Origin of the sequence: Lentzea sp. NPDC058450 (assembly GCF_042721395.1) — a bacterium.
GTDB lineage: Bacteria > Actinomycetota > Actinomycetes > Mycobacteriales > Pseudonocardiaceae > Lentzea.
In genome coordinates this window covers 59,786-85,461 of sequence record NZ_JBHXLO010000036.1, presented here as the reverse complement: position 1 = coordinate 85,461, position 25,676 = coordinate 59,786, and the positions used below count along the sequence as shown (strand labels likewise).

General features: G+C 69.5%; 26 protein-coding genes. 14 read left to right on the top strand and 12 right to left on the bottom strand.

The features are described 5' to 3' along the window. The first annotated feature begins 22 nt into the window (after positions 1-22). The 5 genes from ACFWNN_RS38350 (at position 23) to ACFWNN_RS38330 (ending at position 3,949) form a co-directional block, all read left to right on the top strand. Positions 23-403: a MerR family transcriptional regulator gene (locus ACFWNN_RS38350; protein WP_285641376.1), complete on the top strand. Its 381-nt coding sequence runs from the start codon at positions 23-25 to the stop codon at positions 401-403. Beyond that, positions 394-702: a thioredoxin gene (trxA, locus tag ACFWNN_RS38345; protein WP_382444870.1), complete on the top strand. Its 309-nt coding sequence runs from the start codon at positions 394-396 to the stop codon at positions 700-702. Before ACFWNN_RS38350 ends, trxA begins: the two co-directional genes overlap by 10 nt. Positions 703-721: 19 nt before the next feature. After that, complete coding sequence (locus ACFWNN_RS38340; RefSeq protein ID WP_382444869.1) at positions 722-2,305, top strand: Na+/H+ antiporter; 1,584 nt, start codon at positions 722-724, stop codon at positions 2,303-2,305. Between the two features lie 10 nt (positions 2,306-2,315). After that, positions 2,316-3,317 carry a gamma-glutamylcyclotransferase gene (locus ACFWNN_RS38335; protein ID WP_382444868.1) on the top strand — a complete coding sequence of 334 codons (1,002 nt, stop codon included), beginning with the start codon at positions 2,316-2,318 and terminating at the stop codon, positions 3,315-3,317. A gap of 68 nt (positions 3,318-3,385) precedes the next feature. Then, entirely contained in the window at positions 3,386-3,949 is a 564-nt protein-coding gene (locus tag ACFWNN_RS38330) for a dihydrofolate reductase family protein (protein WP_382444867.1), read from the top strand. Here ACFWNN_RS38330 and ACFWNN_RS38325 read toward each other — a convergent pair. Together ACFWNN_RS38325 and ACFWNN_RS38320 are read right to left on the bottom strand one after the other, a co-directional pair. After that, complete coding sequence (locus ACFWNN_RS38325; protein ID WP_382444866.1) at positions 3,946-5,523, bottom strand: hypothetical protein; 1,578 nt, start codon at positions 5,521-5,523, stop codon at positions 3,946-3,948. The genes ACFWNN_RS38330 and ACFWNN_RS38325 overlap by 4 nt on opposite strands. A gap of 102 nt (positions 5,524-5,625) precedes the next feature. Then, positions 5,626-6,366, bottom strand: a complete 741-nt coding sequence (locus ACFWNN_RS38320) for a TetR/AcrR family transcriptional regulator (RefSeq protein ID WP_382444865.1) — start codon at positions 6,364-6,366, stop codon at positions 5,626-5,628. A 68-nt stretch (positions 6,367-6,434) separates the two neighbouring features. Between ACFWNN_RS38320 and ACFWNN_RS38315 the strand changes: the two genes are divergently transcribed. After that, on the top strand, positions 6,435-7,613 hold the full coding sequence (locus tag ACFWNN_RS38315) for an FAD-dependent monooxygenase (RefSeq protein WP_382444864.1): 1,179 nt from the start codon (positions 6,435-6,437) through the stop codon (positions 7,611-7,613). Here the strand turns inward: ACFWNN_RS38315 and ACFWNN_RS38310 are convergent. Beyond that, the gene (locus tag ACFWNN_RS38310) at positions 7,576-7,752 is read right to left on the bottom strand and encodes a DUF397 domain-containing protein (protein WP_382444863.1); all 177 of its coding nucleotides are present in this window, start codon (positions 7,750-7,752) and stop codon (positions 7,576-7,578) included. The two genes, ACFWNN_RS38315 and ACFWNN_RS38310, sit on opposite strands and share 38 nt — an antisense overlap. Then, entirely contained in the window at positions 7,727-8,575 is an 849-nt protein-coding gene (locus tag ACFWNN_RS38305; RefSeq protein ID WP_382444862.1) for a helix-turn-helix domain-containing protein, read from the bottom strand. Before ACFWNN_RS38305 ends, ACFWNN_RS38310 begins: the two co-directional genes overlap by 26 nt. Positions 8,576-8,705: 130 nt before the next feature. Here ACFWNN_RS38305 and ACFWNN_RS38300 point away from each other — a divergent pair, with 130 nt between their 5' ends. Genes ACFWNN_RS38300 through ACFWNN_RS38275 form a run of 6 tightly spaced genes read left to right on the top strand, consistent with a single transcriptional unit; the run spans position 8,706 to position 14,494 of the window. Then, positions 8,706-9,851, top strand: coding sequence for an efflux RND transporter periplasmic adaptor subunit (locus ACFWNN_RS38300; RefSeq protein ID WP_382444861.1), 1,146 nt, complete (start codon positions 8,706-8,708; stop codon positions 9,849-9,851). Then, positions 9,848-10,528, top strand: coding sequence for an ABC transporter ATP-binding protein (locus ACFWNN_RS38295; RefSeq protein WP_382444860.1), 681 nt, complete (start codon positions 9,848-9,850; stop codon positions 10,526-10,528). The genes ACFWNN_RS38300 and ACFWNN_RS38295 overlap by 4 nt, the downstream gene beginning before the upstream one ends. Then, positions 10,525-11,715 (top strand): ABC transporter permease, encoded by a 1,191-nt coding sequence (locus ACFWNN_RS38290; RefSeq protein WP_382444859.1) that lies wholly within the window; start codon positions 10,525-10,527, stop codon positions 11,713-11,715. The genes ACFWNN_RS38295 and ACFWNN_RS38290 overlap by 4 nt, the downstream gene beginning before the upstream one ends. A gap of 12 nt (positions 11,716-11,727) precedes the next feature. Continuing rightward, positions 11,728-12,231 carry a hypothetical protein gene (locus tag ACFWNN_RS38285; RefSeq protein WP_382444858.1) on the top strand — a complete coding sequence of 168 codons (504 nt, stop codon included), beginning with the start codon at positions 11,728-11,730 and terminating at the stop codon, positions 12,229-12,231. Next, entirely contained in the window at positions 12,231-12,920 is a 690-nt protein-coding gene (locus ACFWNN_RS38280) for a response regulator transcription factor (protein ID WP_382444857.1), read from the top strand. Before ACFWNN_RS38285 ends, ACFWNN_RS38280 begins: the two co-directional genes overlap by 1 nt. Then, the gene (locus tag ACFWNN_RS38275; RefSeq protein WP_382444856.1) at positions 12,917-14,494 is read left to right on the top strand and encodes an ATP-binding protein; all 1,578 of its coding nucleotides are present in this window, start codon (positions 12,917-12,919) and stop codon (positions 14,492-14,494) included. The genes ACFWNN_RS38280 and ACFWNN_RS38275 overlap by 4 nt, the downstream gene beginning before the upstream one ends. On the opposite strand, the gene ACFWNN_RS38270 is transcribed toward ACFWNN_RS38275, so the two are convergent. Then, the gene (locus tag ACFWNN_RS38270) at positions 14,450-15,664 is read right to left on the bottom strand and encodes a YbiU family protein (RefSeq protein ID WP_382444855.1); all 1,215 of its coding nucleotides are present in this window, start codon (positions 15,662-15,664) and stop codon (positions 14,450-14,452) included. The genes ACFWNN_RS38275 and ACFWNN_RS38270 overlap by 45 nt on opposite strands. Before the next feature lie 89 nt (positions 15,665-15,753). Between ACFWNN_RS38270 and ACFWNN_RS38265 the strand changes: the two genes are divergently transcribed. After that, the gene (locus ACFWNN_RS38265; protein WP_382444854.1) at positions 15,754-16,839 is read left to right on the top strand and encodes an ROK family transcriptional regulator; all 1,086 of its coding nucleotides are present in this window, start codon (positions 15,754-15,756) and stop codon (positions 16,837-16,839) included. Here the strand turns inward: ACFWNN_RS38265 and ACFWNN_RS38260 are convergent. From ACFWNN_RS38260 to ACFWNN_RS38250, 3 genes are all read right to left on the bottom strand, one after another. Continuing rightward, entirely contained in the window at positions 16,802-17,845 is a 1,044-nt protein-coding gene (locus ACFWNN_RS38260) for a DUF1684 domain-containing protein (RefSeq protein WP_382444853.1), read from the bottom strand. The genes ACFWNN_RS38265 and ACFWNN_RS38260 overlap by 38 nt on opposite strands. After that, positions 17,842-18,591, bottom strand: a complete 750-nt coding sequence (locus ACFWNN_RS38255) for a class I SAM-dependent methyltransferase (protein WP_382444852.1) — start codon at positions 18,589-18,591, stop codon at positions 17,842-17,844. Before ACFWNN_RS38255 ends, ACFWNN_RS38260 begins: the two co-directional genes overlap by 4 nt. Positions 18,592-18,681: 90 nt before the next feature. After that, positions 18,682-19,263 (bottom strand): helix-turn-helix domain-containing protein, encoded by a 582-nt coding sequence (locus ACFWNN_RS38250; RefSeq protein WP_382444851.1) that lies wholly within the window; start codon positions 19,261-19,263, stop codon positions 18,682-18,684. Positions 19,264-19,311: 48 nt separating this feature from the next. Between ACFWNN_RS38250 and ACFWNN_RS38245 the strand changes: the two genes are divergently transcribed. Beyond that, positions 19,312-20,604: an MFS transporter gene (locus ACFWNN_RS38245; RefSeq protein WP_382444850.1), complete on the top strand. Its 1,293-nt coding sequence runs from the start codon at positions 19,312-19,314 to the stop codon at positions 20,602-20,604. On the opposite strand, the gene ACFWNN_RS38240 is transcribed toward ACFWNN_RS38245, so the two are convergent. The 4 genes from ACFWNN_RS38240 to ACFWNN_RS38225 form a co-directional block, all read right to left on the bottom strand. After that, on the bottom strand, positions 20,591-21,646 hold the full coding sequence (locus ACFWNN_RS38240; protein WP_382444849.1) for an FAD-dependent oxidoreductase: 1,056 nt from the start codon (positions 21,644-21,646) through the stop codon (positions 20,591-20,593). The genes ACFWNN_RS38245 and ACFWNN_RS38240 overlap by 14 nt on opposite strands. Before the next feature lie 110 nt (positions 21,647-21,756). After that, positions 21,757-22,899, bottom strand: coding sequence for a galactonate dehydratase (gene dgoD / locus ACFWNN_RS38235; RefSeq protein ID WP_382444848.1), 1,143 nt, complete (start codon positions 22,897-22,899; stop codon positions 21,757-21,759). Next, positions 22,896-23,576 (bottom strand): SDR family NAD(P)-dependent oxidoreductase, encoded by a 681-nt coding sequence (locus ACFWNN_RS38230; protein WP_382444847.1) that lies wholly within the window; start codon positions 23,574-23,576, stop codon positions 22,896-22,898. The genes dgoD and ACFWNN_RS38230 overlap by 4 nt, the downstream gene beginning before the upstream one ends. Before the next feature lie 10 nt (positions 23,577-23,586). Continuing rightward, positions 23,587-25,605, bottom strand: coding sequence for a hypothetical protein (locus tag ACFWNN_RS38225; RefSeq protein ID WP_382444846.1), 2,019 nt, complete (start codon positions 25,603-25,605; stop codon positions 23,587-23,589). Positions 25,606-25,676: the final 71 nt, after the last annotated feature.

The window sequence follows — 25,676 nt, the reverse complement described above, 5'->3', positions numbered from 1 at the left end:
GTCAAGGTCTAGCGTCGGGTCCATGAGGATCGGCGAACTGGCCAAGCGAGCCGGCACCACCACTCGCGCGCTGCGCTTCTACGAGTCGCAAGGACTCCTGGAGGCGCGGCGCGCGACCAACGGCTACCGCGAGTACGGCGACCACGACCTGCGACTGGTGCGCGAGATCCAGTCGCTGCAGGCGGTCGGACTGTCCCTGGAGGACACCCGGCCGTTCGTCGCCTGCCTGCGCGCGGGGCACGAGTCCGGCGACTCGTGCCCCGACTCGCGGGAGGTCTACCGGCGCAAGCTCGCCGAGGTGGACGCCTGCCTGGAACGCCTCGGCGTCGTCCGGGAGTTCCTGCTGGCCAGGCTCGCCTTCCAGGACCCGTGCGAAGTACCCGAGGAGACCCGATGCAGCTGACCGACGCCACGTTCGCCGACCAGACCCGGACCGGCACCGTGCTCGTGGAGTTCTGGGCGCAGTGGTGCGGGCCGTGCCACATGCTCAACCCCGTGCTGGACGAGATCGACCGCGAACGCGACGACCTGACCGTCCTGAAGATCAACGCCGACGAGAACACCGCCACCGCACGCGACTTCCAGGTCATGTCGCTGCCGACGATGCTGCTGTTCCGCGACGGCGTGCCGATCCACCAGATCGTGGGAGCGCGACCCAAGTCCCGCCTGCTGGCCGAGCTGGATGACGCGTTGCGCGCCTGATCGGCCTATCTTCTAGCCCATGCTCGGTCTTGAACTCGTAGTGGTGCTGGGCGTGTGCATCCTCGCGAGCAGCGTCGTGTCCGGACGGCTGCGCGTCGCCGCGCCCGTCCTGCTGGTGGTGTGCGGCGCGGTGCTCGGCTTCGTGCCCGCCCTGGAGAAGGTCAGCCTGCCACCCGAGGCGATGCTGCTGATCTTCCTGCCGGCGTTGCTGTACTGGGAGAGCCTCAACACGTCGTTGCGGGAGATCCGCAGCAACCTGCGGCCGATCGTGCTGCTCAGCACGTTGCTGGTGCTCGCGACGGCCGCGGCGGTGGCGGCGGTAGCCCACGCCCTGGGCCTCGACTGGGGCCCGGCGTGGGTGCTCGGCGCCGCCTTGGCCCCCACCGACGCGACAGCGGTGTCGGCCATCGCCCGGGGCATGCCACGCCGCACCACCACCATCCTGCGCGCCGAGTCGCTGATCAACGACGGCACGGCGCTCGTCATCTACGCGATCGCCGTCGCCATCACCGTCGGCGAGCAGGAGTTCAGCACCGGCATGGTCGGGCTCCAGCTGCTGCTCTCTTACGCCGGTGGCGCGGTCGCTGGGTTGATCGTCGCCTGGCTCGCGGTGCAGGTCCGCAAGCGGCTCGACAGCCCGTTGCACGAGAGCGTGGTCAGCATCCTGACGCCGTTCGCGGCGTTCCTGCTGGCGGAGACGGTGCACGGGTCCGGCGTGATCGCCGTGGTGACGTGCGGTCTGACTTTGGCGCGGGTCGGTCCGCGGATCGTGCGGGCCGACACGCGTCAGGTCAGCTACGCGTTCTGGGGCATCGCGACGTTCGTGTTGAACGGTGCCCTGTTCGTCCTGATCGGACTCCAGGCTCATTCAGCTCTTCGTTCGCTGGACGGCTCGGAGACGCTCGCCACGTTCGGCGCGATCGGACTGGTGTCGCTGACCGTCGCCGGGACGCGGCTGTTGTGGAGCTACACGACTCCGTACGTGATCCGCGCTTTGGACCGCCGTCCGCAGCAACGGTTGCGGCGCGTCGGTGCGCGCCAACGCCTGGCGTCCTCCGCCGCCGGATTCCGCGGAGCCGTCTCGCTCGCCGCCGCCCTGGCCGTGCCGGAAACCGTGGTCGGCGGCGCGCCGTTCCCGTTCCGCGAGGAGATCATCCTCATCACGTCCGGTGTCGTGGTGCTGACGTTGATCGTGCAGTCGATGCTGCTGCCGGCGATCATCCGGTTCTCCCAGCTGCCCGAGGACACCGCGCTCGACGAAGAGCTGCGGCTCGCCCAGACGACGGCGTCCGAGGAGGCCTACGAGGCGTTGCCGCGCCTGGCCGACAAGGTGGGCGTCTCCGACGTCGTCTACAAGCGGGTGCTGGCGGAGTACGAACACCACCTGGAGGTCGTGCGCGCCAAGGAGGCCGGCGACGAGGAGGTGGCCGCGTCCGAACTCCAGTACGCGGCGTTGCGGCTGGAGCTGATCGCGCACAAGCGGGCGACCGTCGTGCGGCTGCGCGACGAGGCCGCCATCGACGACATCGTGCTGCGGACGATCCAGCGCAAGCTCGACGTCGAGGAAGTGCGGCTCGCCCGGCGCGAGGTGGACGAAGACTAGATTCGGTCGCATGATCACTCCGCGGGAGCGCGTGCTGAACCGGGTCGCCGATCACCTCGCCGGGCAGGCCCGTCCGTTGCGGGTGGCGGTGGACGGCATCACGGCGTCGGGCAAGACGACCTTCGCCCGCGAACTGGCCGCCGCCGTGACCGCGCGCGGACGGTCCGCCGCACACCTGTCGATGGACGGGTTCCACCACCCGCGCGCCGTCCGGCACCGTCTCGGGCGGGACTCGGCCGACGGCTACTACCGGGACGCCTACGACTTCGCGGCGTTCTCCCGGCTGGTGCTCGAGCCGCTCGGCCCCGGCGGCGACCGCCGGTACCGCCAACGGATCATCGACCTGCGCTCGGACACTCCCCTGGACGAGACTCCCACCAAGGCCCCTGACGACCTGGTGCTGGTGGTGGACGGCAGCTTCCTGCAACGGGAGCTGGAGTGGGACGAGGTCGTGTTCGTGGACACGCCGTTCCCGGTCGCCTTCGACCGCGGCACCCGCCGCGACGCCGAACTGCTGGGCGGACTGGAAGAGGCCGCGCGGGCGTTCGAGACGCGCTACCACGCGGCGAGCCGCCGCTACCTGGACGAGGTCGGGCCTGCCGCACGGGCTTCCGTCGTGGTGGGCAACGAGGACGTCACCCACCCCGTCCTGCACCGGATCGGCGGACCGGCCGACGCCGTGGTGAACCTGTTCTCGTACGGGACCTTGCAGACGCCGTCGGTGCAGATCGAACATTTCGGGCGGACGCTGGTGGGCAAGGAGGACGGGCTGCCCGGGTACCGGCAGGACTGGGTGACGATCACCGACCCGGCCGTGGTCGCGGTCAGCGGGACGGACCGGCACCCGATCGTCCGGCACACCGGGAACGCCTCGGACTCCGTCGCGGGGACTGTGCTGGAGGTGACGACCGCGGAGCTGGCCGCGGCCGACCTCTACGAGGTGGACGACTACCGGCGCGCACTGGTGCGGCTCGGGTCGGGCCTGGACGCCTGGGTCTACCTCGCCGGCTGAGCACCGATGAGTTCCCGGCGGCGCGCCGGTCTACCCGTCGCAGAAGGACTGACGGAAGGATGCCGCGCATGCGGAAACTGATCTACGGCATGAACCTGAGCCTCGACGGCTACGTCGCCACGACCGACGGCGGCACCAACTGGGGCGGCGGCAACGCCGAGCTGTTCGAGTGGTGGCTCGAACAGGAGCAGGGGATCGAGACCTTCCTGTACGGGCGCGGCCTGTGGGAGACGATGAGCTCCTACTGGCCCACGGGCGACGAGCAGCCGGGCGCGACCCCGGCGCACGTCGCGTTCGCCCGGAACTGGCGGGACACGCCGAAGGTCGTCTTCTCCTCCAAGCCGATCGACGACCCGCAGTGGAACACCCGCGTGGTCACCGGCGACGCCATCGAGGAGATCACCCGGCTCAAGGCCGAGGACGGCGGGCCGCTGCGGGTCGGCGGCGCGACGCTGGCCGGCGCGGCGATGCGCGCCGGGCTGGTGGACGAGTACGAGATCGTGACGCACCCGGTGCTGCTGGGCGCCGGCGCGCCGTTCTTCAGCGCGCTCGACGACCGGGTGCAGCTGGACCTGGTCGAGACGCGGACGTTCGCCGGTGGCGTCGTCCTGACCAGGTACGCGCGGGCCTAGCTGACCAGCGACAGGCCCCGGCGGACCGGCTGGGGCTCGGCGGCGGGCGCGGCCGAGGGGATCTCGACCTCCTCGCCGCCGATCTCGCGGGTGATCCACGCGCCCGACTCGACCATGACCTTCAGCGTGCGGGTGTCGAGCGCGTTGACGCGGCCGTAGTACCACTCGTCGGTCGCGAGCGGGCCCATGCGGTCGCCCATCCGCTTCTTGATCTCGATGACGCGCTCGAACAGCGTCTGCACGAGGGCGGCGCGGTCGCACGGGCCGTGCAGGCCGTCGCGGATGCGGTCCTCGATGCCGCGCGGGGTGCCCTCGGCGTCGGGCATGAGCATGGTGGTCCAGGCGCGCGACTTCTCGCGGTACTGGAGCTGCTGCATGATGCCCTCGTGCTGGGCGAAGTCGGCGGCGCGGAAGGGCTTGCCGTTCCAGCGCTTCTGCAGGTTCACGGCCAGCGAGAGCGCGCTCTTGAGGCCCGTGTTGAGGCCGCGGCCCGGCCAGAAGTGCAGCGAGTTCGCGGCGTCGCCGAGCAGGAAGCCGAACGTCGACGGGGCGAGTTGCGCGGTGAACTTCGACATCTGCTGCATGCCGAGCGTGAACGAGTTGATGCCGACGACGTCCGCCACACCCACGCCGAAGAACCGCAGGCCGTCGAGGATCCGCGGCCACAGGTAGGAGAGCTTGTCGACGGACGGCTTGAACACCGCACGGTGCTTGTCGCACACGAACCGGCCGTTGGTCGACGGACGCATGGTGCAACCGAACTTGCCGATGCACGACACGGGACCGCTCTCACCGAGCGCGACGATCTCGGACGCCTCCTCGGCGGTGAGGCGCATGTTGATGAAGCCGCCACCCATCGAGTTGAACAGGAACCTGTTCTGCGCCACCGTCAACGGCACGGTGTGCTCGTCGGGCGACTTCGCGGTGACGCGGATGCCGAGCACGCGCTCGTCGAGCGGCGAACCGTCCACGGAGAACAGTTCCCGGCTGGGCGTGCCGAACTGGTCCTTGAACGCCTCGCGGGTGGCGGAACGGGCGCCGTCGGCGATGGCGAGGACGTGCAGGCCGTCGAACCTCGCGGGAGGGGTGTACGCGTCGGCGACGAGCTCGATGCCGTAGACGTCCTGCGCCATGTCCAGCAGCGCGTCCTCGATCCAGCGGATCTTGATGTTGCGCGGCCGCCCCTTGGACTTCGGGGAGTCCGGGCCGAGGGGCCACATCTCGGAGAACTTGCCGGGCGCGAACAACCGGTTCTGCACGGCGAGGGGAAGCGCCGCCCACACGTTGCTCTGCAGCGTCACGACCTGCTCGCGACGGTTGTTGCCGTCCGACAGGCCCTTCCACACGACCCGGCTGTTCGCCTTCTTCCAGCGACGGTCGTGCACCCGGATCTGGACCGCGTCACCGAGCTGCGCCTTGAGGGTGCAGGCGAAGGCGAGACCGACCGGGCCACCGCCGGCGACGTCCACCCGCAGCGGGGCGTTCCGACGCATCGGCGTCACACGGCTGCCCTGCTTCGGCAGCAGCAGCGTCGGACCGCACTGGCCGATCATCACAGTCTTCTCGTCAGCCATGGCCCTGTCCCCTCGTTCCCGTTCGACAGCGGGTACACGTGGCAGGCGGGGCAACGGTTCAAGGTGTTCCGAGGAAATTTTTCCCAGCCGCTGAACCGCTGCTCAGGACCCCTCACGAGACCGGACGAGGACCTCCACGCCGTCGAGGATCCGGTCCAGGCCGAACTCGTACCCCAGCTGCCGTTCCTCGGCCGCAGTGCCCGCCGGGTAGTCGAACGCGCCCGCGTCCACGGCCGTGCGCAGCGCTGGGAACCGTTGCGCCTCAACGAGACCACCGAGCAACGCGCTGTAGGCCGCGACCGACTCCCCCGAGGCCGACGATCCCAGATCCGTGCTCAGCCGCGCGGTGGTGAGCATGTAGTTGGCGGCCAGCAGGACCACGCCGACCTTGTCGCTCTCGCTCAGCCCGGTCCCGGCCAGCACCCGCAGCGCGCGGTCGGTCCACGCCAGCTGGTTGGGCGTGACCGGCGGTCCGGTGATGGGCAGGTGCACGATCCACGAGTGGGTGTGCAGCATCGTCCACTGCGCCCGGCACCAACGGCGCAGGCCCGCCCGCCAGTCGTCGCAGGGCTCGTCGAGCTCGGCGGGCACGGCCGCGACCGAGTCCAGCATCAGCAGCAGGATCTCGTTCTTGCTCTTCACGTGCCGGTACAGCGACATCGTGGTGAAGCCCAGCTGCTTGGCGATCTTGGCCATCGACACCTCGTCGAGGCCACCGGCGTCGGCCGCCTCCACCGCCGCGCGCACGATGCGGGCGAGGCTCAGCCCCAGCCTGGGCTCGGGCGCCGGTTCGTCGAGTCGCCCCCAGAGCACGTCGAGCCCGGACGGCAGCTTGTCGTTCATCGGCACCACTTTATTCGGGCTAGTCAGCGCCTTGCAGCGCGGCCGAGTGTATGGCATAAACTCGGTGTATGGCATACACAGCACTGGTCGCCGGCGGCGGCATCGCGGGGTCGGCGCACGCCCTGGCCCTGGTCAAGGCGGGGATCACCCCGGTCGTCTACGAGGCCTACGACCGGACTGCGGACAACGCGGGCGTCTTCCTGACCCTCGCGGTGAACGCCCTCGACGCCCTGCGCGCGCTGGACCTCGACGTCCACGACCTGGGCTTCGACACCCCGAGGATCACGATCACCAGCGGTTCCGGCCGCAGGCTCGGCGAACTCCCCTACGGCACGAGCAGGACCGTCAAACGAGCCGACCTGTACCGCGCCCTCCGCGAAGAGGCCCTCCTGCGCGGCGTGCGCTTCGAGTACGGCAAACGACTCGCGGACGCTCAGGACACCGCCGACGGCGTGCTGGCGACGTTCACCGACGGCACCACCGCCACCGGCGACCTGCTGGTCGGCGCGGACGGCCTGCACTCGCGCACCCGCGAGATCATCGACCCGGACGCACCGGGCGCGCGCTACTCGGGACTGCTCAACACCGGCGGCTACGCACGGGGCGTCGCGGTGGACAGCGAGCCGGGCATGATGAACGCCCTCTTCGGCAGACGCTGCTTCATGGCCTACACCGCCCACCCGAACGGCGAGGTGTGGTGGGTGGCGAACCCACCGAGCCCCACCGAACTGACCGCGATCACGCCCGCGGAGTGGCGATCCCGGCTGACCGAGCTGTTCCGGCGCGACCGCGGCCCCGCCGTGGACATCATCGCGGCGACCGACCGCATCCACACCGGCTGGAACACCTACGACCTCCCGACGATGCCTCGCTGGCACCGCGGCCGGATGATCGTCATCGGGGACGCGGCCCACGCCACCGCCCCGTCGATCGGCCAGGGCGCGGCCATGGCGCTCGAGGACGCCGTCGTGCTGGCGATGTGCCTGCGCGACAGCCCGGACGTCACCTCGGCGTTCACCTCGTACGAACGACTACGACGCACGCGGGTGGAACGCGTCGTCGAGCAGGGCAACCGCACCGGCGGCTGGAAGGCGCTCGGACCCGTGGCCCGGATTCCGCGCGACCTGATCATGAGCGTCGCCATGAAGCGGATGAGGCACGACCCCAGCCAGTGGATCTACGACCACCACATCGACTGGCACGAGCCCGTCAGCGCAACCCTTGCACGAAGCTCTCCCACGCACTGACGCCGAAGCTCAGCACGCCGGTCGCCGGAGACTTCGAGTCGCGCACCAGAGCCTCCGACAGGAGCGAAACCTCGACGCAGTTGTCGTCCTCGGTAGCACCGCTGTAGCTGCTCTTACGCCAGACGCGGGCCTCGCTCATGGAGTTCCTCTCGCGGTCGGCCGACGTAGTCCGCCAGCACCTTCCGCGATTCTTCCTCATCCAGAGCGACCTCGGCCAAGCGATCGAAGAGCAACCTGGTGCGCACGATGGCCGCTGGATCCTGCACGAACACCTTCGCCAGGTCGGTCGAGGCGAACGCCACGGGCCGCGCCTTGTCGTACTCCCACAGCACACAACTGGTGGCCACCAGTCGCGCCGTCGCGGGCACGATCCGAATCCGGGGCGCACCGAACAGCAGCTTGGCGTACTGGTCCTGCATGATCTGCGCGTCGCCGACCTGCGTGTGCAACGCGTGCTCGTGCACGTAGAACAGGCAGGCCGGCCGGTCGTGCCGGTTCAGGATCGCCTGACGGTCCATCCGGCACTTCACCACCGCCGGGATGCGCTCCTCCACGATGTACCCACCCATGCGGTACAGGCTGTCCGCGTATTCCGGCGTCTGCGACAGACCTGGGATCGCCTGCGTGTCGTAGCTCGTGACCGTCGCGGCCGTGGCCTCGGCCATCGCGAGGGTCTTGAGGTTGTCCGAGACCTGCACGATGTACTCGTCGAACGCGTACCTGAAGCGGCGCTTGAAGTCCTCGAAGTAGTCGATGTCCTTGCCCAGCATCGAGAGGTACTGCACGAGGTCGATCTCGCTGGGGCGGTACTTGCCGTTCTCCAGGGTCGAGACCTTGCTGGGGTCCCAGCCCAGCTTCACCGCGAACGCGGCGCCCGTCAGATCGGTGGAACGTTCGCGTACTTTGCGGAGTTCTTCGCCTAGATCCCTGCTGTACGCCGTAGAGGGTGTGCTGGTGGCCATTCCTCGACCGTAGGGGTTGCTCGAAAAGCAACAAGGTGCTCATTCGGGTGAAAACGGTCAGGCTGATCTTCAGCTCGTTGCCAGGAAACTCGCAGCCCTGACACAGCTTGGCGGACGACGATCCCCTGCCATGACTCGACTTCGCAGATCCTTGGTGATCAACGGACTGCTGGTGGTGGTGCTCCTCGGTGCCGGTGTGGCCGGTTACCTGATGTTCTTCGGTTCCTCCGGCAATGCCCAGTCCACCACCTCCGCCCGCACGGCCGCTGCCGCCAACCGCGACGTGAGCGAGGTGGTGACGGCCTCCGGAACCGTGCAGAGCTCCTACAGCGCCTCGGCCTCGTTCGGCGCGAGCGGCACGGTCACCGAGATCAACGTCAAGGTCGGCGACGTGGTGACGAAGGGCCAGCAGCTCGCGAAGCTCGACCCCACGCAGGCGCAGTGGCAGGTGGACATCGCGCAGGGCAACCTGAACGCGGCACTGGAGAAGGGCACGGGCACCAACGCGTTGCTGACGGCCTACCGGCAGACGCAGCTCGCTTTGCAGCAGGCCAAGGACAACCTGGCCGCGACCGTGCTGACGGCGCCCGGTGACGGCACGATCACGTCCGTCACGGGAGCGATCGGGCAGAAGGTCGGCAGCGGCAGCTCGTCGTCGTCCAGCAACAGCACCTCCAGCACGACCAGCACGACCACCACCTCCGGCTTCGTCGTGGTCACCGACCTCAAGAACCTCGTGGTGAAGGCGAACGTCTCCGAGTCCGACGTCAGCAAGCTCAAGGCCGACCAGACCGCGACCGTGACGGTGAATGCGATGTCCGGCACGCCGATCCAGGCCAAGGTCACGACCGTCGACCTCACCCCGACCACCGCGAACAACGTCGTGCAGTACGGCGTGAGCCTGGCGCTCACCCAGCCGCCCGCCGAGCTGAAGCCCGGTCAGTCGGCGAGCGTCGAGGTCACCGTGGCGTCCGCGACCGGCGTGCTCGCTGTGCCCGCCGCCGCGGTGCAGACCGTGAACGGCGCGAGTTCGGTCGCGGTGCTGGAGAACGGGGCCGAGACGCGCAAGACCGTCGAGATCGGGGTGCGCGGCGACCAGTACGTGGAGATCAAGTCGGGTCTGACCGCCGGCGAGGAAGTGGTTCTCCCGCAGGTGAGTACCTCTAACAACACCAACCGGCAGCAGCAGCCGGGCACCGGGCAGTTCCCCGGCACCGGCACCGGCACCGGTGGCGGCAACCGCAACGGCGGCGGGTTCACCGGGACCGGTCGATGAGCCCGGTCATCGAGGTCCGGAACCTCCGCAAGGTCTACGGCGCGGGCGACACGGCCGTGCACGCGTTGCGGGGCCTCGACCTGACCGTCGAGAAGGGCGAGTACCTCGCGATCATGGGCGCGTCGGGGTCGGGCAAGTCGACGCTGCTGAACATCCTCGGGTGCCTCGACGTGGCGTCGTCCGGCCAGTACCTGCTGGACGGGATCGACACGGGCGAGTTCGACGAGGAGCAGCTCTCGTTGCTGCGCAACAGGAAGATCGGGTTCGTCTTCCAGTCGTTCAACTTGGTGCCGCGGACAACGGCACTCGCGAACGTCGAGCTCCCGCTGGTGTACGCGGGAGTTCGGCGTGCCCAACGGCGCGAGCGGGCGTTGGCGGCGCTCGATCTCGTGGGTCTGAAGGACCGCGTGCACCACCGGCCGAACGAGCTTTCCGGTGGCCAGCAACAACGTGTGGCGATCGCGCGGGCCCTCGTCACCTCCCCGGCGATCGTGCTGGCGGACGAGCCGACCGGCAACCTGGACACCGAGTCGAGCCGCGAGGTCCTCGGCATCCTGGACCGCCTCAACGCGAGCGGGCGCACGGTCGTGCTGATCACGCACGAGGACGAGGTCGCCGCGCACGCCATGCGCACGGTCCGCGTCGTCGACGGCAGAGTCGCGGGGGTGCTGGTGTGAGGATCTTCGAGATCGCCGCCTTCGCCGTCCGCGGCCTGACCGCCAACAAGATGCGGTCCGGGCTCACCACGCTCGGCATCCTGATCGGCGTCGCGTCGGTGATCATGCTGATCGCGGTCGGCAACGGCGCGTCGAGCGCGGTGGAGCAGAGCATCTCCGGCCTGGGCACGAACATCCTGACGATCAGCCCGCAGCGCGCCCAGCCCGGCAGCACCGCGAAGCCGTTGACGACGGCAGACGCGGCCGCGCTGGTCGGCCCGGACTCCCCCGACGTCAAGTACGCCTCCCCGGTCGTCTCCGCGCAGGCGACGGCCGCGTACGGCGACACGACCCACGACGTGGGCCAGTTCATCGGCTCCGACCCGAACTACTTCAGCACCACCAACGGCTCGGTCGCTTCCGGGAACCTGTTCTCCGCCGACGACCTCCAGCAGGCGCGCAAGGTCGTGGTGATCGGCTCCACGGTCGCGACGCAGCTCTTCCCCGGCACCGACCCGGTCGGGAAGTCCATGCTGGTCAACAACATCCCGTTCACGGTGGTGGGCGTGCTGGCCACCAAGGGTTCCAGCGGCCTACAGGACGCGGACGACATCGCGGTGGCGCCGTTGACGACGACGCAGAACGCGCTGACCGGTTACGGCAGCCTCAACCAGATCGTGGTGCAGGCGCAGTCCGCCGACGCGTTGCCGAACGCGCAGGCCCAGGTGACGACGGTGTTGAACGGCCGGCACAAGGTCACCGACACCGCCGACTACCGCATCCAGAGCCAGGACCAGCTGCTGACCGCCCGCACCGCGACGACCGAGACGTTCACCGTGCTGCTGGCTTCCGTGGCGGCGATCTCGTTGCTGGTAGGCGGAATCGGCATCACGAACATCATGCTGGTCACCGTCACCGAGCGAATCCGCGAGATCGGCATCCGCAAGGCCGTCGGCGCGCCTCGCTCCTCGATCCTCGGCCAGTTCCTGATCGAAGCAACCCTGCTGAGCCTGTTCGGCGGCGCCCTGGGCGTGGCGGCGGGGGTGATCGGCAGCCAGTTCACCATCGCGGGCATCCAGCCGGTGATCGTGCCGTCGTCCGTGCTGCTCGCGTTCGCCGTGTCGGCGTTGATCGGTCTCTTCTTCGGCAGCTACCCGGCATCGCGCGCGGCCAAGCTGCGCCCCATCGAAGCTCTCAGGCACGAATAAGGAGTTCTGGCAGTGACCAACCCAACGCCCAACCCGCTCGACCAACCGCTGGAGAACAGCGACCTCTCCACCGAGTTGAAGGAACGCAAGGCAGGCGTAGGCAAGACCACGATGATCCTGGGCGTCGCGGTCCTCGCGATCGTGGCGTTCGTAGGCGGCGTGTTCGTGCAGAAGTCCTTCGGCGCCAGCGAAACCCCGACCCGCCAGAACGCCGCCGGACGCCAGTTCCCCGGCGGCGGTACTCCCCCATCGGGCACGAACCGTCAGGGCGGCGGCCAGTTCGGCCGCGGCACGATCGGCACGATCGACCACGTAGAAGGCACCACCGTGTACGTGAAGACCCAGAACGGCCAGATCGTCAAGGTGTCCACTTCGGACTCCACGAAGGTCGAGATCTCGTCCGAGGGCAAGCTGACCGACCTGAAGGCGGGCCAGCAGGTCGTCGTCCAGGGCCAGGCAGGCTCCGACGGCACCGTCACGGGCCAGACGATCACCCAGCGCCCGGCCACCGGCTGATGCACGATTCCCGGGTGGAACGGGGCCGGTTGCTGGTCGTCGAGGACGAACCGAGCATCCGCGAACTGCTGTGCGCCAGCCTGCGGTTCGCGGGGTTCACCGTGACCAGCGCCGCAACCGGCTCCGAAGCCCTGACAGCCGCCCACTCCACCTCGCCGGACCTGGTCCTCCTGGACGTGATGCTCCCCGACCGAGACGGCTTCGAGGTGGTCCGCCGCCTGCGTTCGTCCGGCGTGCGAGTCCCAGTCCTGTACCTGACCGCCCGCGACGGCGCCGACGACCGCATCACCGGCCTCACAATCGGCGGCGACGGCTACATAACCAAACCGTTCAGTCTGGAAGAGGTCATCGCCCGCGTAACAGCCGTCCTCCGCCGCACCCGCCCAGGCGCTCCCGACCTCCTGACGTGCGGCGACCTGACCCTGGACGTCGACAGCCACGTAGTCCGCCGCGGCACGCGCGTCATCGAACTCTCCCCAACGGAGTTCCGCCTCCTCCACTACCTGATGCGCAACACCGGCCGAGTCCTGTCCAAGGCCCAGATCCTGGACCAGGTGTGGTCACACGACTTCGACGGCGACGTAGGCGTGGTCGAGTCCTACATCTCCTACCTGCGCCGCAAGGTGGACGCCTCCTCGCCGCGCCTGATCCACACCGTGCGCGGCCTGGGGTACATGATCCGCCCATGACGTTGCGCGTCCGCCTGGTGGTGGTGCTCGTAGCCCTGGCGGCAGCGGGCCTCTTCGGCACGTGGCTGATCGGCTCCACGGTGATGGAGCGCTACCTACTCGGCCAGGTAGACGCCCGCCTGGACCGCGTCGTCTCTGTCCCGCGCGCCTTCCCCCTGCGCGACAACGTGATCGTCCGCGACTCCACCGGCATCGTGTCCGGCACCCCGTTCGCCGACCTGCCACCCTTCGGCACCCTGGCCTCCGGCGACCACGTGACAGTAGGAATCCGCCGCGTCGTGATGCGCGACTTCGACGGAACCGAACTCATCGCCTACGCCGACCAGTCGGAGGTGGACCGAGCCGTAGACGACCTCCGCCTGGCCTTCCTGCTGATCTCACTAGGGGCTTTGGCGCTGGTAGGCATGGCCGGCTACGCCCTGGTGCGCGCCTCAACCCGAGCCTTGGAGGAGGTAGAGCAGGTAGCCGGCGAGATAGCAGCCGGCGACCTGGCGCGCCGGGTCCCCGTGCGCACGCCGGGGTCGGAGGTAGGCCGACTGGCCTCGGCGCTGAACACGATGCTCGGCCAAATCGAGTCAGCATTCGCCGCACGGGTGACGTCCGAAAAACGGATGCGCCAGTTCGTAGCGGACGCCTCCCACGAACTGCGCACACCGCTGACCTCGATCCGCGGCTACGCCGAGCTGTACCGCCAGGGAGCGGCCCCCGACGCCTCATCGGTGTTGGCGCGGATCGAGGACCACGCCTCACGCATGGGCGTGCTGGTAGACGACCTGCTGCAACTGGCCCGCCTGGACTCAGAGCAGCCGCTGGTACTCGCGGAGGTCGACCTGGTCGTGCTGGTGAACGACGCGGTAGTAGAGGCGCGAATGCGCGAAACAGACCGCCCCGACTCAACGCAACCACCAGCAGACCCCACACCCGCACCCCAACTGGAGCTCCCAGCCACCCCCACACCCGCGACCAGGCCCGAACCGCCCGCCCTCTCGCCGGCGCCGCCCACCGCCCCAGTCCCCCGACCCGAGCCGCACGCCACTTCCGCACCCCAGCCGAAGCCGTTCGCTCCCACACCCCCGCCCGAGCAGCCCGCCGCCACTGCACCCCAGCCAGAACCGCCCGCTTCCCCAGCCCCGCCGGGACCACCCACCGCCCCAGACCTCCCGCCGGAGCCAGCCACCGCCCTCCCGTCCGAACCGCCCACCACCCCCGCGCGCCCCATCTCCCTCGAGCTCCCCGCCACCCCCGTCCGAGTCGAGGCCGACGAGGCGCGCGTCCGCCAGATCCTCACCAACCTCCTCGACAACGCCCTCATCCACACCCCACCCGGCACCCCGATCGCCGTCCGCCTCACCCCCACAACCTTCGAAGTGGCCGACCAAGGCCCCGGCATGACCCCCGACCAGGCCGCGCGCGCGTTCGAGCGCTTCTACCGCGCCGACCCAGCCCGCGGCCCCGGCGGCACAGGCCTCGGGCTGGCGATCGTCGACGCCCTCGTCATCGCCCACGGCTGGCGCATCGAGCTGGCTACCTCACCCGGCGACGGCGCCGTGTTCCGCGTGCTCTTCCGGGCGTGAGCGGTTGGGCCAGGTGCGTTCGTAGTGCTCTTCGGGGAAGTCGCTGGGGCTAGAACCTGTCACGTGCGCTAGATGGATTTGCTTTTGATAGAGGTTGTTACGTTCGCAAGAGGGTGCTGCGGGGATGTACATGACGTTTCCCCATCCCTGCTGGTCGGTGACGGGCGCGACGCTGTGGATCATGTCGCAGTGCCACCAGACGCTGTCACCGGCGTTAACGGTTGGAATTCCCGTTAGAGCCTCTAGCAGGAGTGAGTGGTACTTGCTGCTGACCGGGAAGACCTGGTTGACGGTGACGCCGCACATCTCGTCGTCGGGGACGTCGTCGAGGAGTGGGCGCAGCATCAGGTACGCCATGGCGCCCGGGATCGGGACGGTGTGCAGCACGCCCTGGTCGTGGGCCATGTCGGAGAGCGCGGTCCAGCCCTGGAAGGTGCGGAAGACCGAGCACATGGTGGTGCCGGGGTACTGCGGGCCGGCGGTGCGGTGGGCGGCGTCCCACGGGTCGTACTGCTCGGGCGTGCCGTCGAAGAGGTGCCGGAACGCCTGTTGGTACTCGGCGGTCATCCACAGGTCGAGGGTGCCGGGGTCGAGGTGGGTGCCGAGGCCGGAAGAGGTGGTGCCGGGCGGGCGGCGGCGGATGCGGTCCGGGTAGCCGACGTCGGTGGCCGGGTCGAACCAGCCCTCGTGGCGCCAGAGGCCGTTGAGGAAGCGTTGGACGGTGGCCATGCGCGGGTGGGCGCGGGCCTCGGCCTGGGCCGGTGACCAGTAGATCGGGTAGATCTCGGGCTTCGAGCCGACGCTGCCGAAGAAGTCGTCGCCGGGGCCGCGGTACTGGGCGAAGAAGTCGTTGGTCTCGACGTAGTCGACGATCGAGGCGTCCCACGCGAGGGCCTGGTCGCGGCTGAAGTGGTTGCGGACCACCACGCAGCCGCGGCGTTTGACCAGGTCGGGGTCGGCGGCGCCGGACTCGATGTCGGCGTAGTCGATCACCGGCCAGCCCTGGCCGGACTTCACGTCGTCGACTTCGCGCCGGATCTGCTCCTCGACGACCGCGAACACCTCCTCGACCGTGCGGCCGGACGCTTCGATGCGGGCGCGGATCGCCTTCTTGATCTCCTTCACGGCGAGGGGCAGGTCAGCGGGGGTCGTGTTCCAGCTCGGCAGCATCGCGACTTCCTTCCAGTAAAGCCTCCTAACTAGGAACGATAAGCGTGTCGCGACGTTGTAGGCAAGACCCCTAACTAGAATCCGCACCCGTGACCAAGCCGTCGCAGGAGTTGCTGCGCTCGATCTCCGACGAGCACGTGCTGCGGACGTTGATGTCCGCCCGCAAGCTGACGCGCGCCGAGCTCGCGGTCGAGACCGGCCTGTCGAAGCCGACCGTGAGCGAGAGCGTGCGCAGGCTGGTCGAGAGCGGACTGGTCGCCGACACCGGCGAACGCACGAGAGGTGGACGCGGCAAGGGCCGGGTCGGCTCGTTCTACGGCCTGGCCGAGGACATCGGCGTCGCCCTCGTCGTGACGATCGCCCCGGACGGCGTGACGGCCGAGTGCGTCGACGCCCACGGAGACGTCGTCGGCCGCACGCACCAGCCCGCCGCCGCGGCCGACGTCGCCACCGTGCTGCCCTCGGTGGTGGCGGAGACCGTTGCGGCGCACAACGTCCGGCTCTGCACGGTGAGCGCCGCCGACCCCGTCGACCGGGCCACCGGACGGCTCGTGCAGCTGCCCGACTCGCCGTTCCTGGTGGGCGAACTGGACCCGAGAGCGGTGCTGTCGCCGTTGCTGCACGGGCCCGTGCTCGTCGACAACGACGTGAACTGGGCAGCCCAGGCCGAGCACGCCGCGCTGGGCGTCGCGGACTTCGCCTACCTGTTCCTGGGCGAAGGCCTGGGATGCGCGGTCGTGCTGGACGGCGAGGTGCGGCGAGGGCGTTCCGGGCTGGCCGGCGAGATCTCGCACCTGATCACGGCCGGGCCGTCCGGGGCGACGCCGTTCATCGAGGTGTTCGGCGAGCTCGGGCTGCGCCGTCCGGGAACCACCGCGATCGACGTGCCCAGGCTTCTCGAAGCGGACTTCGACGTGCTGGCGCGGGCGATCGCCGGTGTCGTGACGGCTTTGGTGACGCTGACCGACCCCGAGGTGGTCGTGGTCGGCGGGTCGTGGGGGCCGTCGTTGCTGACCGCCGTCCGCGCCGAGTGCGAGCGGTCGCCACGTCAGGTCGAGCTCAGAGCGGCCTCTGTGGCTTCGCCGTCGCTCATCGGGGCTCGGGCGGCCGCGCTGGAGTCGTTGCGGAGCGCCCTCGTCAGCCTGGCAGGCTCGCGTACTCCTCGATCCTCGTGATGAGGCCGTTCTCGAAGCGGAAGTAGACGGCGGCGTCCACTGCGAACAGTCCGCCGTCCTTCGTGGCGACGTTCACGACGTGCTGCTGCAACACCTCGCCGGGCTGTTCGAACTGCCTGGTGATGTCGTAGCGCATCGACTCGATCGGCTCGATCTGCGCTTCCATGCCGGCGATGTTCTCGCCGATGCCGGAGTCGCCCTTGCCGTCGTTGTGCCAGACGGTGGCGTCGGCCGTGCACATGGCACGCGCCTCGGACCACTCGCGGTTCTCCAGGTGACGCAGGTAGGTGGTGGCCTTGGCCTTCAGGTCGTACATGAGCGCTCGCTCTCCTGCTTCGACTCGGATCGGGAGGTGGTTGCCGGGCGGCGACAACGGGCACGTGAACACGGCCGGGACCAGGTGGTGGTGCGAGAGGGTGGCCTGGTTGAAGTCGACCGTCACCTTCGTTAGAGGTTCTTGCAACGGCAACACCAACCAACGACCGATGCTCGGCGTTTCGAAGCCGTTGGTCTCGTCGGTGAAGACGACGAGACGTTGGCCCGGCATGGTTTCGAGGACCGTGAGGACGTGCTCACGACCGTCAATGGTGACGACCAGGTCCACCGGCGCCTTGACCGGCTGGGTGGTGCGGGGCGCGGTCAGGTGCTCGACTTCGACGTGTCGATCCTCCTGCGCCGCACGGAACTCGCCCTCGAAGACCCAGGCCGGGTCGTAGGGGTAGGTGTCGATGCCTTGCAGGCCTGACTGTTCCAGCGCCTTGTCGTCCTTGACGACCACGCCGTAGAAGCCGTCGGCGCCGCCGCTGAGCGCGGTTCGGCCGTCGGGGAGTTCGGTGACGCCGTCGACCTCGGTGTTGTTGAAGGTCAGGGCGCCGTCGGTCACTCGCCACTCCCCTGCGACGCCGGGGAGTTCCACCGGGCGGTCGCTCACGGTGCCCTTGGCGACGACCTTCACCTTGTCGGTGATCTCGGCCAACCTGGCTTCTCGCCACTGCGCGTAGGTCATTTCCGGGCCGTCCAGACGGTGCGTTCGGTGTGCAGGGCCAGGTCGTCGCGGTTCAGGGCCGTTTCCAGAGCCTCTGAGGCGAGTTGCCTGCCCAGAACGATGCGGGCGTAGCGTTCCACGGCCTCTGACCGTTCGATGTGGACGGTGATGGTGCGTTCGTCCTCGACGGTGAAGCCCGCCTCGGTGAGCTTCGGGCCCCAGTCGGCACCGCGGTGCGGGAGGCGTTCGTCGGGTCCGTCCGGGGCCTGGTCCGGGAAGAACTGGGGCATCCCCGCCAGTTCGACGACGGCCAGGACGCCGTTCGGGGCGAGGGTCTTGTGGAGCCGGCTGAGGGTGTGGGCCGGGTCGGCCATGTGGTGCAGCGACGCCGACGCCCAGATCAGGTCGGGGGTGCCGAGGTCGGGCCAGTCGGCGTCGAGGTCGGCCAGGACGGTGTGGACCCGGTCTGCCACGCCGCGTTCGCCTGCCTTGGCGCGGAGGCGTTGGAGGTGCTCCAAGGACGAGTCGACGGCGGTCAGGTGCGACTCGGGGAAGCGGGCCAGCAGGGCGAACGTGCCGGCGCCCGTGCCCGCGCCGAGGTCGACGATCTGGGCCGGGGCGGTCACCGGGAGGCGGTCGATGATGTCCGCGGTGTGGGTGGCAAGGAGTTCGGCGTCGAGGTCGAGGACCTCGGCCTGATCAACGCTGTCCGCGTGCCCATGGCCGTGCCCGTGGCCATGTCCGTGGCCATGTCCGTGTTCGCTCATGCCACCAACGTAGGTCTGCCATGCGCCTCGTGCACGGCCGCTTGCGCATTCGGCAAGAAGCTCAGCCCGAGCGGTGCCACCCGCGCAAGATCAGGCCTTCCCGGCGGCGTGTTTGTCCGCGTTGTGACCTCGACGGGCCTCCCGGTCGAAGATGCCGAGGATCTCGCACGGTCCACCCGCCGTGCCGATCGCGTGCGGCAGCATCGTCGGGAACTCCGCCGCCTGGTTCGTCTCCACCCGGAACCGGCGGTTGCCCAGCAGCAACACGGCCGTCCCGGACAGCACCACCAGCCACTCGCGGCCCGAGTGGGCGCGCAACGAGGCCGGGTTGTCAGGCGGCGGGGTGGTCATCCGCTGACGCATCACGGTCATGCCCGGCTCCGCCTTGATCGGCCAGCGCATGGTGCCGTGGGCGCCGTCGAGCATCGGGCTGACGATCACGTCGTCGGTGTCGGTCTCCACCAGCTGATCCAGCGACGTGTCCAGGGCGCGCGCCAGCGTCACGAGCTGGTCCAAAGCCAGGCGCCGTTGGCCGTTCTCGATGCGACTCAGGGACGACGGACTGAGCTTCGCGCGGGTGGCGAGTTCGTCCAGGGACCAACCCTGGGCGACTCGGAGGGCGCGAATTCGCTTGCGCACGAGGCCGTCCAGATCGCCGTCTTCTTGCGTCATGCGCACGATCGTATGTCCGTCGCGCAAACCGCGCCTAGCTTCGGCCGCATGACTCGAACGAAAACCCTGGTCGCGGTGTGCGTGGCCTTGATGGCCGTGATCTCGTCGGTGACCGGCCTGAACGTCGCCCAGCCGCACCTCGCCGCCGAGTTCGGCGCGTCGCAGAGCACGGTGTTGTGGATCATCAACGGGTACGTGCTGACGTTGGCGGCGCTGTTGCTGCCACTGGGTGCCGTCGGCGATCGCTGGGGGCGGCGGCCGGTGCTCGTCGGCGGGCTCGTGGTGTTCGGGATCGCGAACGCGGTGGCGGGGCTGGCCCCGTCGGCCGAGGTGCTGCTGGCGACGCGGGTGGTGGCCGGGGTCGGGGCGGCGACGATCATGCCCGTCACGCTCGCCGTGATCACCTCGACGTTCCCGGAGCAGGAACGCGGACGGGCCATCGGGGTGTGGACCGGGGTGGCCGGGGGCGGTGGGCTGCTGGGGATGTTCCTGTCCGCGCTGCTCGTCGACGTCGCCACCTGGCGGTTCCTGTTCGTGCTGCCCGTCGCGCTCGTGGCGACCGCGATCGTGCTGGCGTTGCGGGAGGTGCCGGACTCGCGGGACGTGCGGCCGTTCGACGTGGGCGGAGCGGTCACGTCCGTGATCGCGGTGGCCGGGTTGATCTACTTCCTGCACGAGGGCGGCCTGATCGGCCTGGCCGTCGGGGCGAGCGCGGCGGTGGCGTTCGTGGTGTGGGAACTGCGGCATCCCTTGCCGTTGCTGGACATCCGGCTGTTCCGCACGCGGAAGCTGGCCACCGGGTCGCTGGTGCTGCTGGTGGTGTTCGGGGTGCAGGCCGGGGTGTCGATCGTGCTGTACCCGTTCTTCCAGACCGTGCTGGGGTGGTCGGGGCTGGTGTCGACGGTGGCGTTGCTGCCGATGGCCGGCGTGATGATGGTCGTATCCGGGCTCGCGCCACGGCTGGCCGAACGGGTGGGCGCACGCGTGACGATGAGCGCCGGGATCGCCTTGGGCGGCACGGGTTTGGCGTTCATGGCGGTGTTCGTGGACGGCGGCTACCTGGCCGTGCTGCCGGGCATGATCGCGATGGGCGCGGGCATGGGGTTGTCGATGCCGCCCGCCACCGAGGCGATCACCAGCGCTGTGCCGCAACAGGGTGTGGCGTCGGCGTTGAACGACGTCACGCGCGAGTTCGGCACGGCGCTAGGGATCGCCTTGCTGGGCGCGATGGTGGCGAGCGCGGTCGACGGCGGCGGGTCCTTTGTGGAGGGATGGCGGACCGCCATGTGGGCCGGGGTGGCCCTCATGGCGGTCCTGTTCGGCGTCGCTATGCGTCGATGAGCAGGTCGAGCAGCTTCTGCGGGGCGTCGTCGCCGAAGAGGCTCTGCACCGTGACCTCGGTGTCGGCGGCGGTCTTGGCCGCCCGCTCCCACATGGCCTCCTCGTAGGAGGCGAGCGCGGTCTCGACGTCGGAGGAGGTGGCGAGCGCCAACGCCAGTTCGGCGCCGTCGAGCATGGCGAGATTGGCGCCCTCACCGTTGGGAGGCAACAGGTGCGCGGCGTCGCCGACCAGCGTCACACCCGGCACGCGCTCCCAGCGGTGGTCGTCCGGCAGGGCGTGATGAGCGCGCAACTGGGGCGTGGTGTCGGTGTCGAGGATCAACGACCGCAACTCCGGCGCCCACCCCTCGAAGTGCCGCGCGACCTGCACCGGATCGGTGACGTCGAACGTCTCGAACCACTCCAGCGGCCGGTTGAACTCGACGTAGGTGTGCAGCAGGCCGCCCGCCTCGCGGTGCGCGAAGATGCCGCAGTCCTTGCCGGGCGCGAAGAGCGATCCACCACCGACCGCCTTCGCCGTGGCCGGGAACCGGGTGTCGGCGTCGCGGATGAAGGTCTCGATGAAAGCCGACCCCGCGTACACCGGCTTGGCGTCCGACACCAACGGCCTGACCCGCGACCACGCCCCATCAGCGCCAACGAGCACATCGGTGTCGAGAGCGCCCGGATCGGTGACCTTGCTCCCCCACCGCACGGTCCCAGCAGGCAACGAGTCGAGCAGCATCTGCCGCAGGTCAGCGCGCTGCACCTCGGGACGGCCACCACTACCGTCGTCGGCCTTCTCGAACAGGACCGTGCCGTCGTTCTCCAGCACCCGCATGGCCTGCCGACCGGGCAGCACCAACCGCTGGAACTCCTCCACCAACCCGGCGGCCTCGACGGCGATCTGCCCGTTGTAGTCGTGGATGTCCAGCATCCCGCCCTGCGAGCGCGCCGTCGGCGACTCCTCCGCCTCGTGGACGACGGACGGGATGCCGTGGACGTGCAGCACGCGAGCGAGCGTGAGACCGCCGAGTCCGGCACCGATGATCGTGACGCGCATTAAGAGGCTCCCCTGGTTCGATCGTGCCGCCTCCCTGACGGCACGACCAACGGTGCTCGCAGCCCCTGGCAGCCCCCGCACGCCTCACTGGCACGGCCTGGCAGCGCCTGTCACCACTCGGCGAACGAGCCGTCGTCGTGCCGCCAGATCGGCGACCGCCACGAGTGCCCGACCTCGGCCGCCCGCCGCACCGCAGCCTCGTCCACCTCGACCCCCAGCCCAGGCCCGGTAGGCCGCTTCATCCACCCATCCACCACCCGCACCGGCGCCATGTCGACCAGGTACGTCGGGTCCGTCCCGTTGTAGTGCATGCCCGCGCTCTGCTCCTGGATCAGGAAGTTCGGCGTGGTGAACGCGACCTGCAACGACGCCGCCAGCGAGATCGGCCCCAACGGGCAGTGCGGCGCGATCGACGCCCCGTACACCTCCGCGAGCGACCCGATCCGCCGCAACTCCGAGATCCCGCCCGCGTGCGACGGATCCGGCTGCACGACCGCGACCCCGGCCTCCAGCACGGGCTTGAACTCCCACCGCGAGAACAACCGCTCCCCCGTGGCGATCGGCACCGTAGAAGCCTGCACCACCGAAGCCAGCACCTCGGCCGGCAACTCGGGCAGCACGGGTTCCTCGACGAACATCGGCTGCACCTCTTCGAGCATCCGCACGAGCCGGCGCGCCATCGCGGGCGACACCCGGCCGTGGAAGTCGATGGCGAGATCTCCCTGCGGCCCCAACGCCTCCCGAGCCTCCCGAGCCCGCGCGACCACGGCCTCGGCATCGGCGGGTGAGGCGATCGGCCGCATCTCCGCGGTGGCGTTCATCTTCACCGCGGTGAATCCGTCCGCGACCTGCCGCGCCACGGCGTCGAAGATGCCGTCCGGCCGGTCACCGCCCACCCACGAGTACGCCCGCACCCGATCCCGCACCGGCCCGCCCAGCAGTTCGTGCACCGGCAACCCGCGAGCCTTGCCCGCGATGTCCCAGAACGCGTGGTCGTAGCCCGAGAGAGCCGACGACAGAACGGGACCACCGCGGTAGAAGCCACCCTTGCGCAGCACCTGCCACATGTCCTCGACACGCAGCGGGTCCTGGCCGATGACCAGCTCCGACAGCTCGTGGACGGCGGCGCGGACGGTCTCCGCCCTGCCCTCCACCACCGGCTCGCCCCAGCCGGTCACCCCCTCGTCCGTGCTCACCTTGAGAAACAACCAGCGGGGCTCGACCAGGAACGTCTCGACCGCCGTCACCTTCATGAACTGTCCTTTGCCGCGGACCAGCCGCCGTCGACCAGAAGCTCCGCGCCCGTCACGAACGACGCCGCAGGAGACAGGAGGAATCCGATCACCGAGGCCACCTCGGCCGGGTCGCCGAGGCGGCCTGCCGGGGTGGCGAGGGCACTGCGTTCCCGATCCTCGGTGGAGACCCGGTCCCACGCCGCTGTCAGCACGGGACCGGGCAGCACTGCGTTGACGCGGACGTCGGGGGCGTACTCGACGGCGAGCTGGCGGGTCAGTGCGACCAGCCCGCCCTTCGAGGCCGCGTAGGCGCCGTGTCCGGGGATGCCGAAGTGCGCGTGCACGGACGAGACGAGCACGACCGAACCCTTGCGCTGCCGCAACGAAGGCAGGCACGCCCGCAGTCCGTGGAAGGCGCCGCCGAGGTTCACGGCGAGCTGCCGTTCCCACTCGACAGGCGTCGTCAGATCCAGCGGTTTGACGGCGACGGTGTAGGCGTTGGAGACCAACGCGTCCACCTCGCCCTCGCACAGCTCCACGGCCCGCTGCCACACAGCGGGATCGCTGACGTCCCCCTGCACGGCCACGTCGCCGTGCAGGTCGATGCCGACGACCTGGTAGCCGTTGTCCGTCAGGTGCTGGGCCGTGGCGGCGCCGATTCCGGCCGCCGCGCCTGACACCACCGCGCGCTTCATGCAGGTTCTCCTAGAGCTTCTGCCGGTAGACCTTGTTGTCCGGACCGCGCACGACCGTCCACGCGGAGCCGTCCGGACCAGCAGTAGCACCGACGGCGCCGACGAGCGAGTTGCTCGGGAACTCCGGACGCTTGAACCAGCCGCCCCAGACACCGGCCGACGAGTTGACCTGCCAGAGGGTGTAGTCGCTGGCCCGCGCGAACAGGTAGATGCGGTCCTGGTACTCGACGAGGGTGGGGCTGCCGGAGATCACACCTCCGAGTGACGTCCACTCGCCGCCCGCGACCGGGCGCACCCAGACGTTGTCGGCGGCGGTGCGGACGGCCACCTGGCCGCCGGCGACGCTGGGCCGGCCGTAGATCGGAGCGTCACCGGGGGCGCCCAAAGAGCTCCACGAGCCACCGGAGTACTTCCAGACCTTGCCGTCCTCGCCGCGCACCACGACCGTGCCGTCAGCAGCAACGGAAGGCGCGTCGGTGAGCTTGCCGCCCAGCGACTTCCAGGTGCCCCACCGTCCGTTGTGGAGGGTGCGCTGCCAGAGGCGGTTGTCGGTGCCGCGAACGGAGACCTCGACGTCGGTGCCGACCGCGCGGACGGCGGGCTGGCCCTGGATCGCCTTGCCGAGACCGCTCCACTTGCCGTCACGCTGAACGCGCAACTCACCACCGTTGCCACGAGCAAAAACCAGCGCCGAGTCACCAACACGCGCGATGGCCGGAGAGGCGGTGGCGTCAGAGGAGCCGACGGCCTCGCCGGGAACGAGGTCGGTGCCGCGCAGCTTGAGCATCGCGGTGCCGTGCGCAGGGACCGTCACGGTGTAGGAGTCGGAGACAACGCCCCGGTCGGCACGAGCCCGCAGGTCGCGAACCGAAACCGAACCCTTCAACCCCGCGTCGGCGACGTTCACGGTCATCTCGGCGGGGACGTCGCGGCGGTTCAGCAGCACGACGGAGCGTTCACCCTTGCGGGACAACACCTTGCTGTAGACGTCGGTGTCTCCGGTCGACGCGACGCGGACGCCCTGGATGGCCAGCGGGTCCTGGTTGACCGCGAGGATCTCCGGGTTCTTCAACGTCGACACCATCGACGGCGGCAGCGTGCGCGGGTCCGAGCCGATGATCAACGGCGAGGACATCTGCGCCCACATGACGAACTGCGAGGTCGACTCCTCCTCGTTGAGCTCGTAGGTGCCCTGCTGCGTCTTGCGCATCGGGATCAGGTAGTCCGGGTCGTTGTAGCGGCCGGGGCCGTTCGACTCGGGGTGCGCTGCGTTGCGGTCCATGTTGCGCAGCACGTCGCGCCAGATGCCCTCGTACGGCGTGCCGAACGCGATGTCGGTGCTGGAGCGCCACGAGTCGCCGGTCAGCGGGCCGAACGTGTAGGAGAAGTCCGCGGTCTGGTCGGGGGTGTGCGGGACGCCCCACTCGTCGGTGACCGGGTTGCAGATGTTGAGGATCATCGGCCGCCCGGCCTTCCGCAACGCCTTGCTGAAGTCCGCGTACGCCTGGGCGGGCTTGAGGTTCGCCGCGATACCGCACAGGTAGTCGACCTTGACGGCGTCGAACTTCCAGTCGGCGAACCGCTTGGTGTCCTTCTCGTAGTACCCGCCGCCGCTGCCTGCCGCGCAGTTCTTGCCGTCGGACGGCCCGGCGTCGGTGTAGATGCCCGCCTTCAGCCCCTGGGCGTGCAGGTCGCGGACGAGCTTGGAGAGACCGCTCGGGAACTTCGCCGGGTCCTCCTGGAGGTTGCCGCGGGCGTCGCGCGGGGTCGGCGCGGTCCAGCCGCCGTCGATCCACACGATCTTGTACCCGGCGTCGCGCATGCCGCTGCTCACGAGGAAGTCCGCGATGCCGCGGATCTCCTTCTCGCTGGGCGCGCCCAGGCCGTAGTAGGTGTTCCAGCCCATGTACGGCGTCTTGGCCGCACCGCTGTCGTAGTAGGTGGGCGCTCCCTGGTCGTCACCTGCGAATGCAGGCGTCGCCACCAGGGACATCAGGGCGACTGCCAACGCGACTCTGCGAACCGACATGCTCGTGAGCCTCCCTCCTGCTCGCCTTCAGGTCAAGAATAATTCGTAATTTATGTGTAGTACGCTGGCGC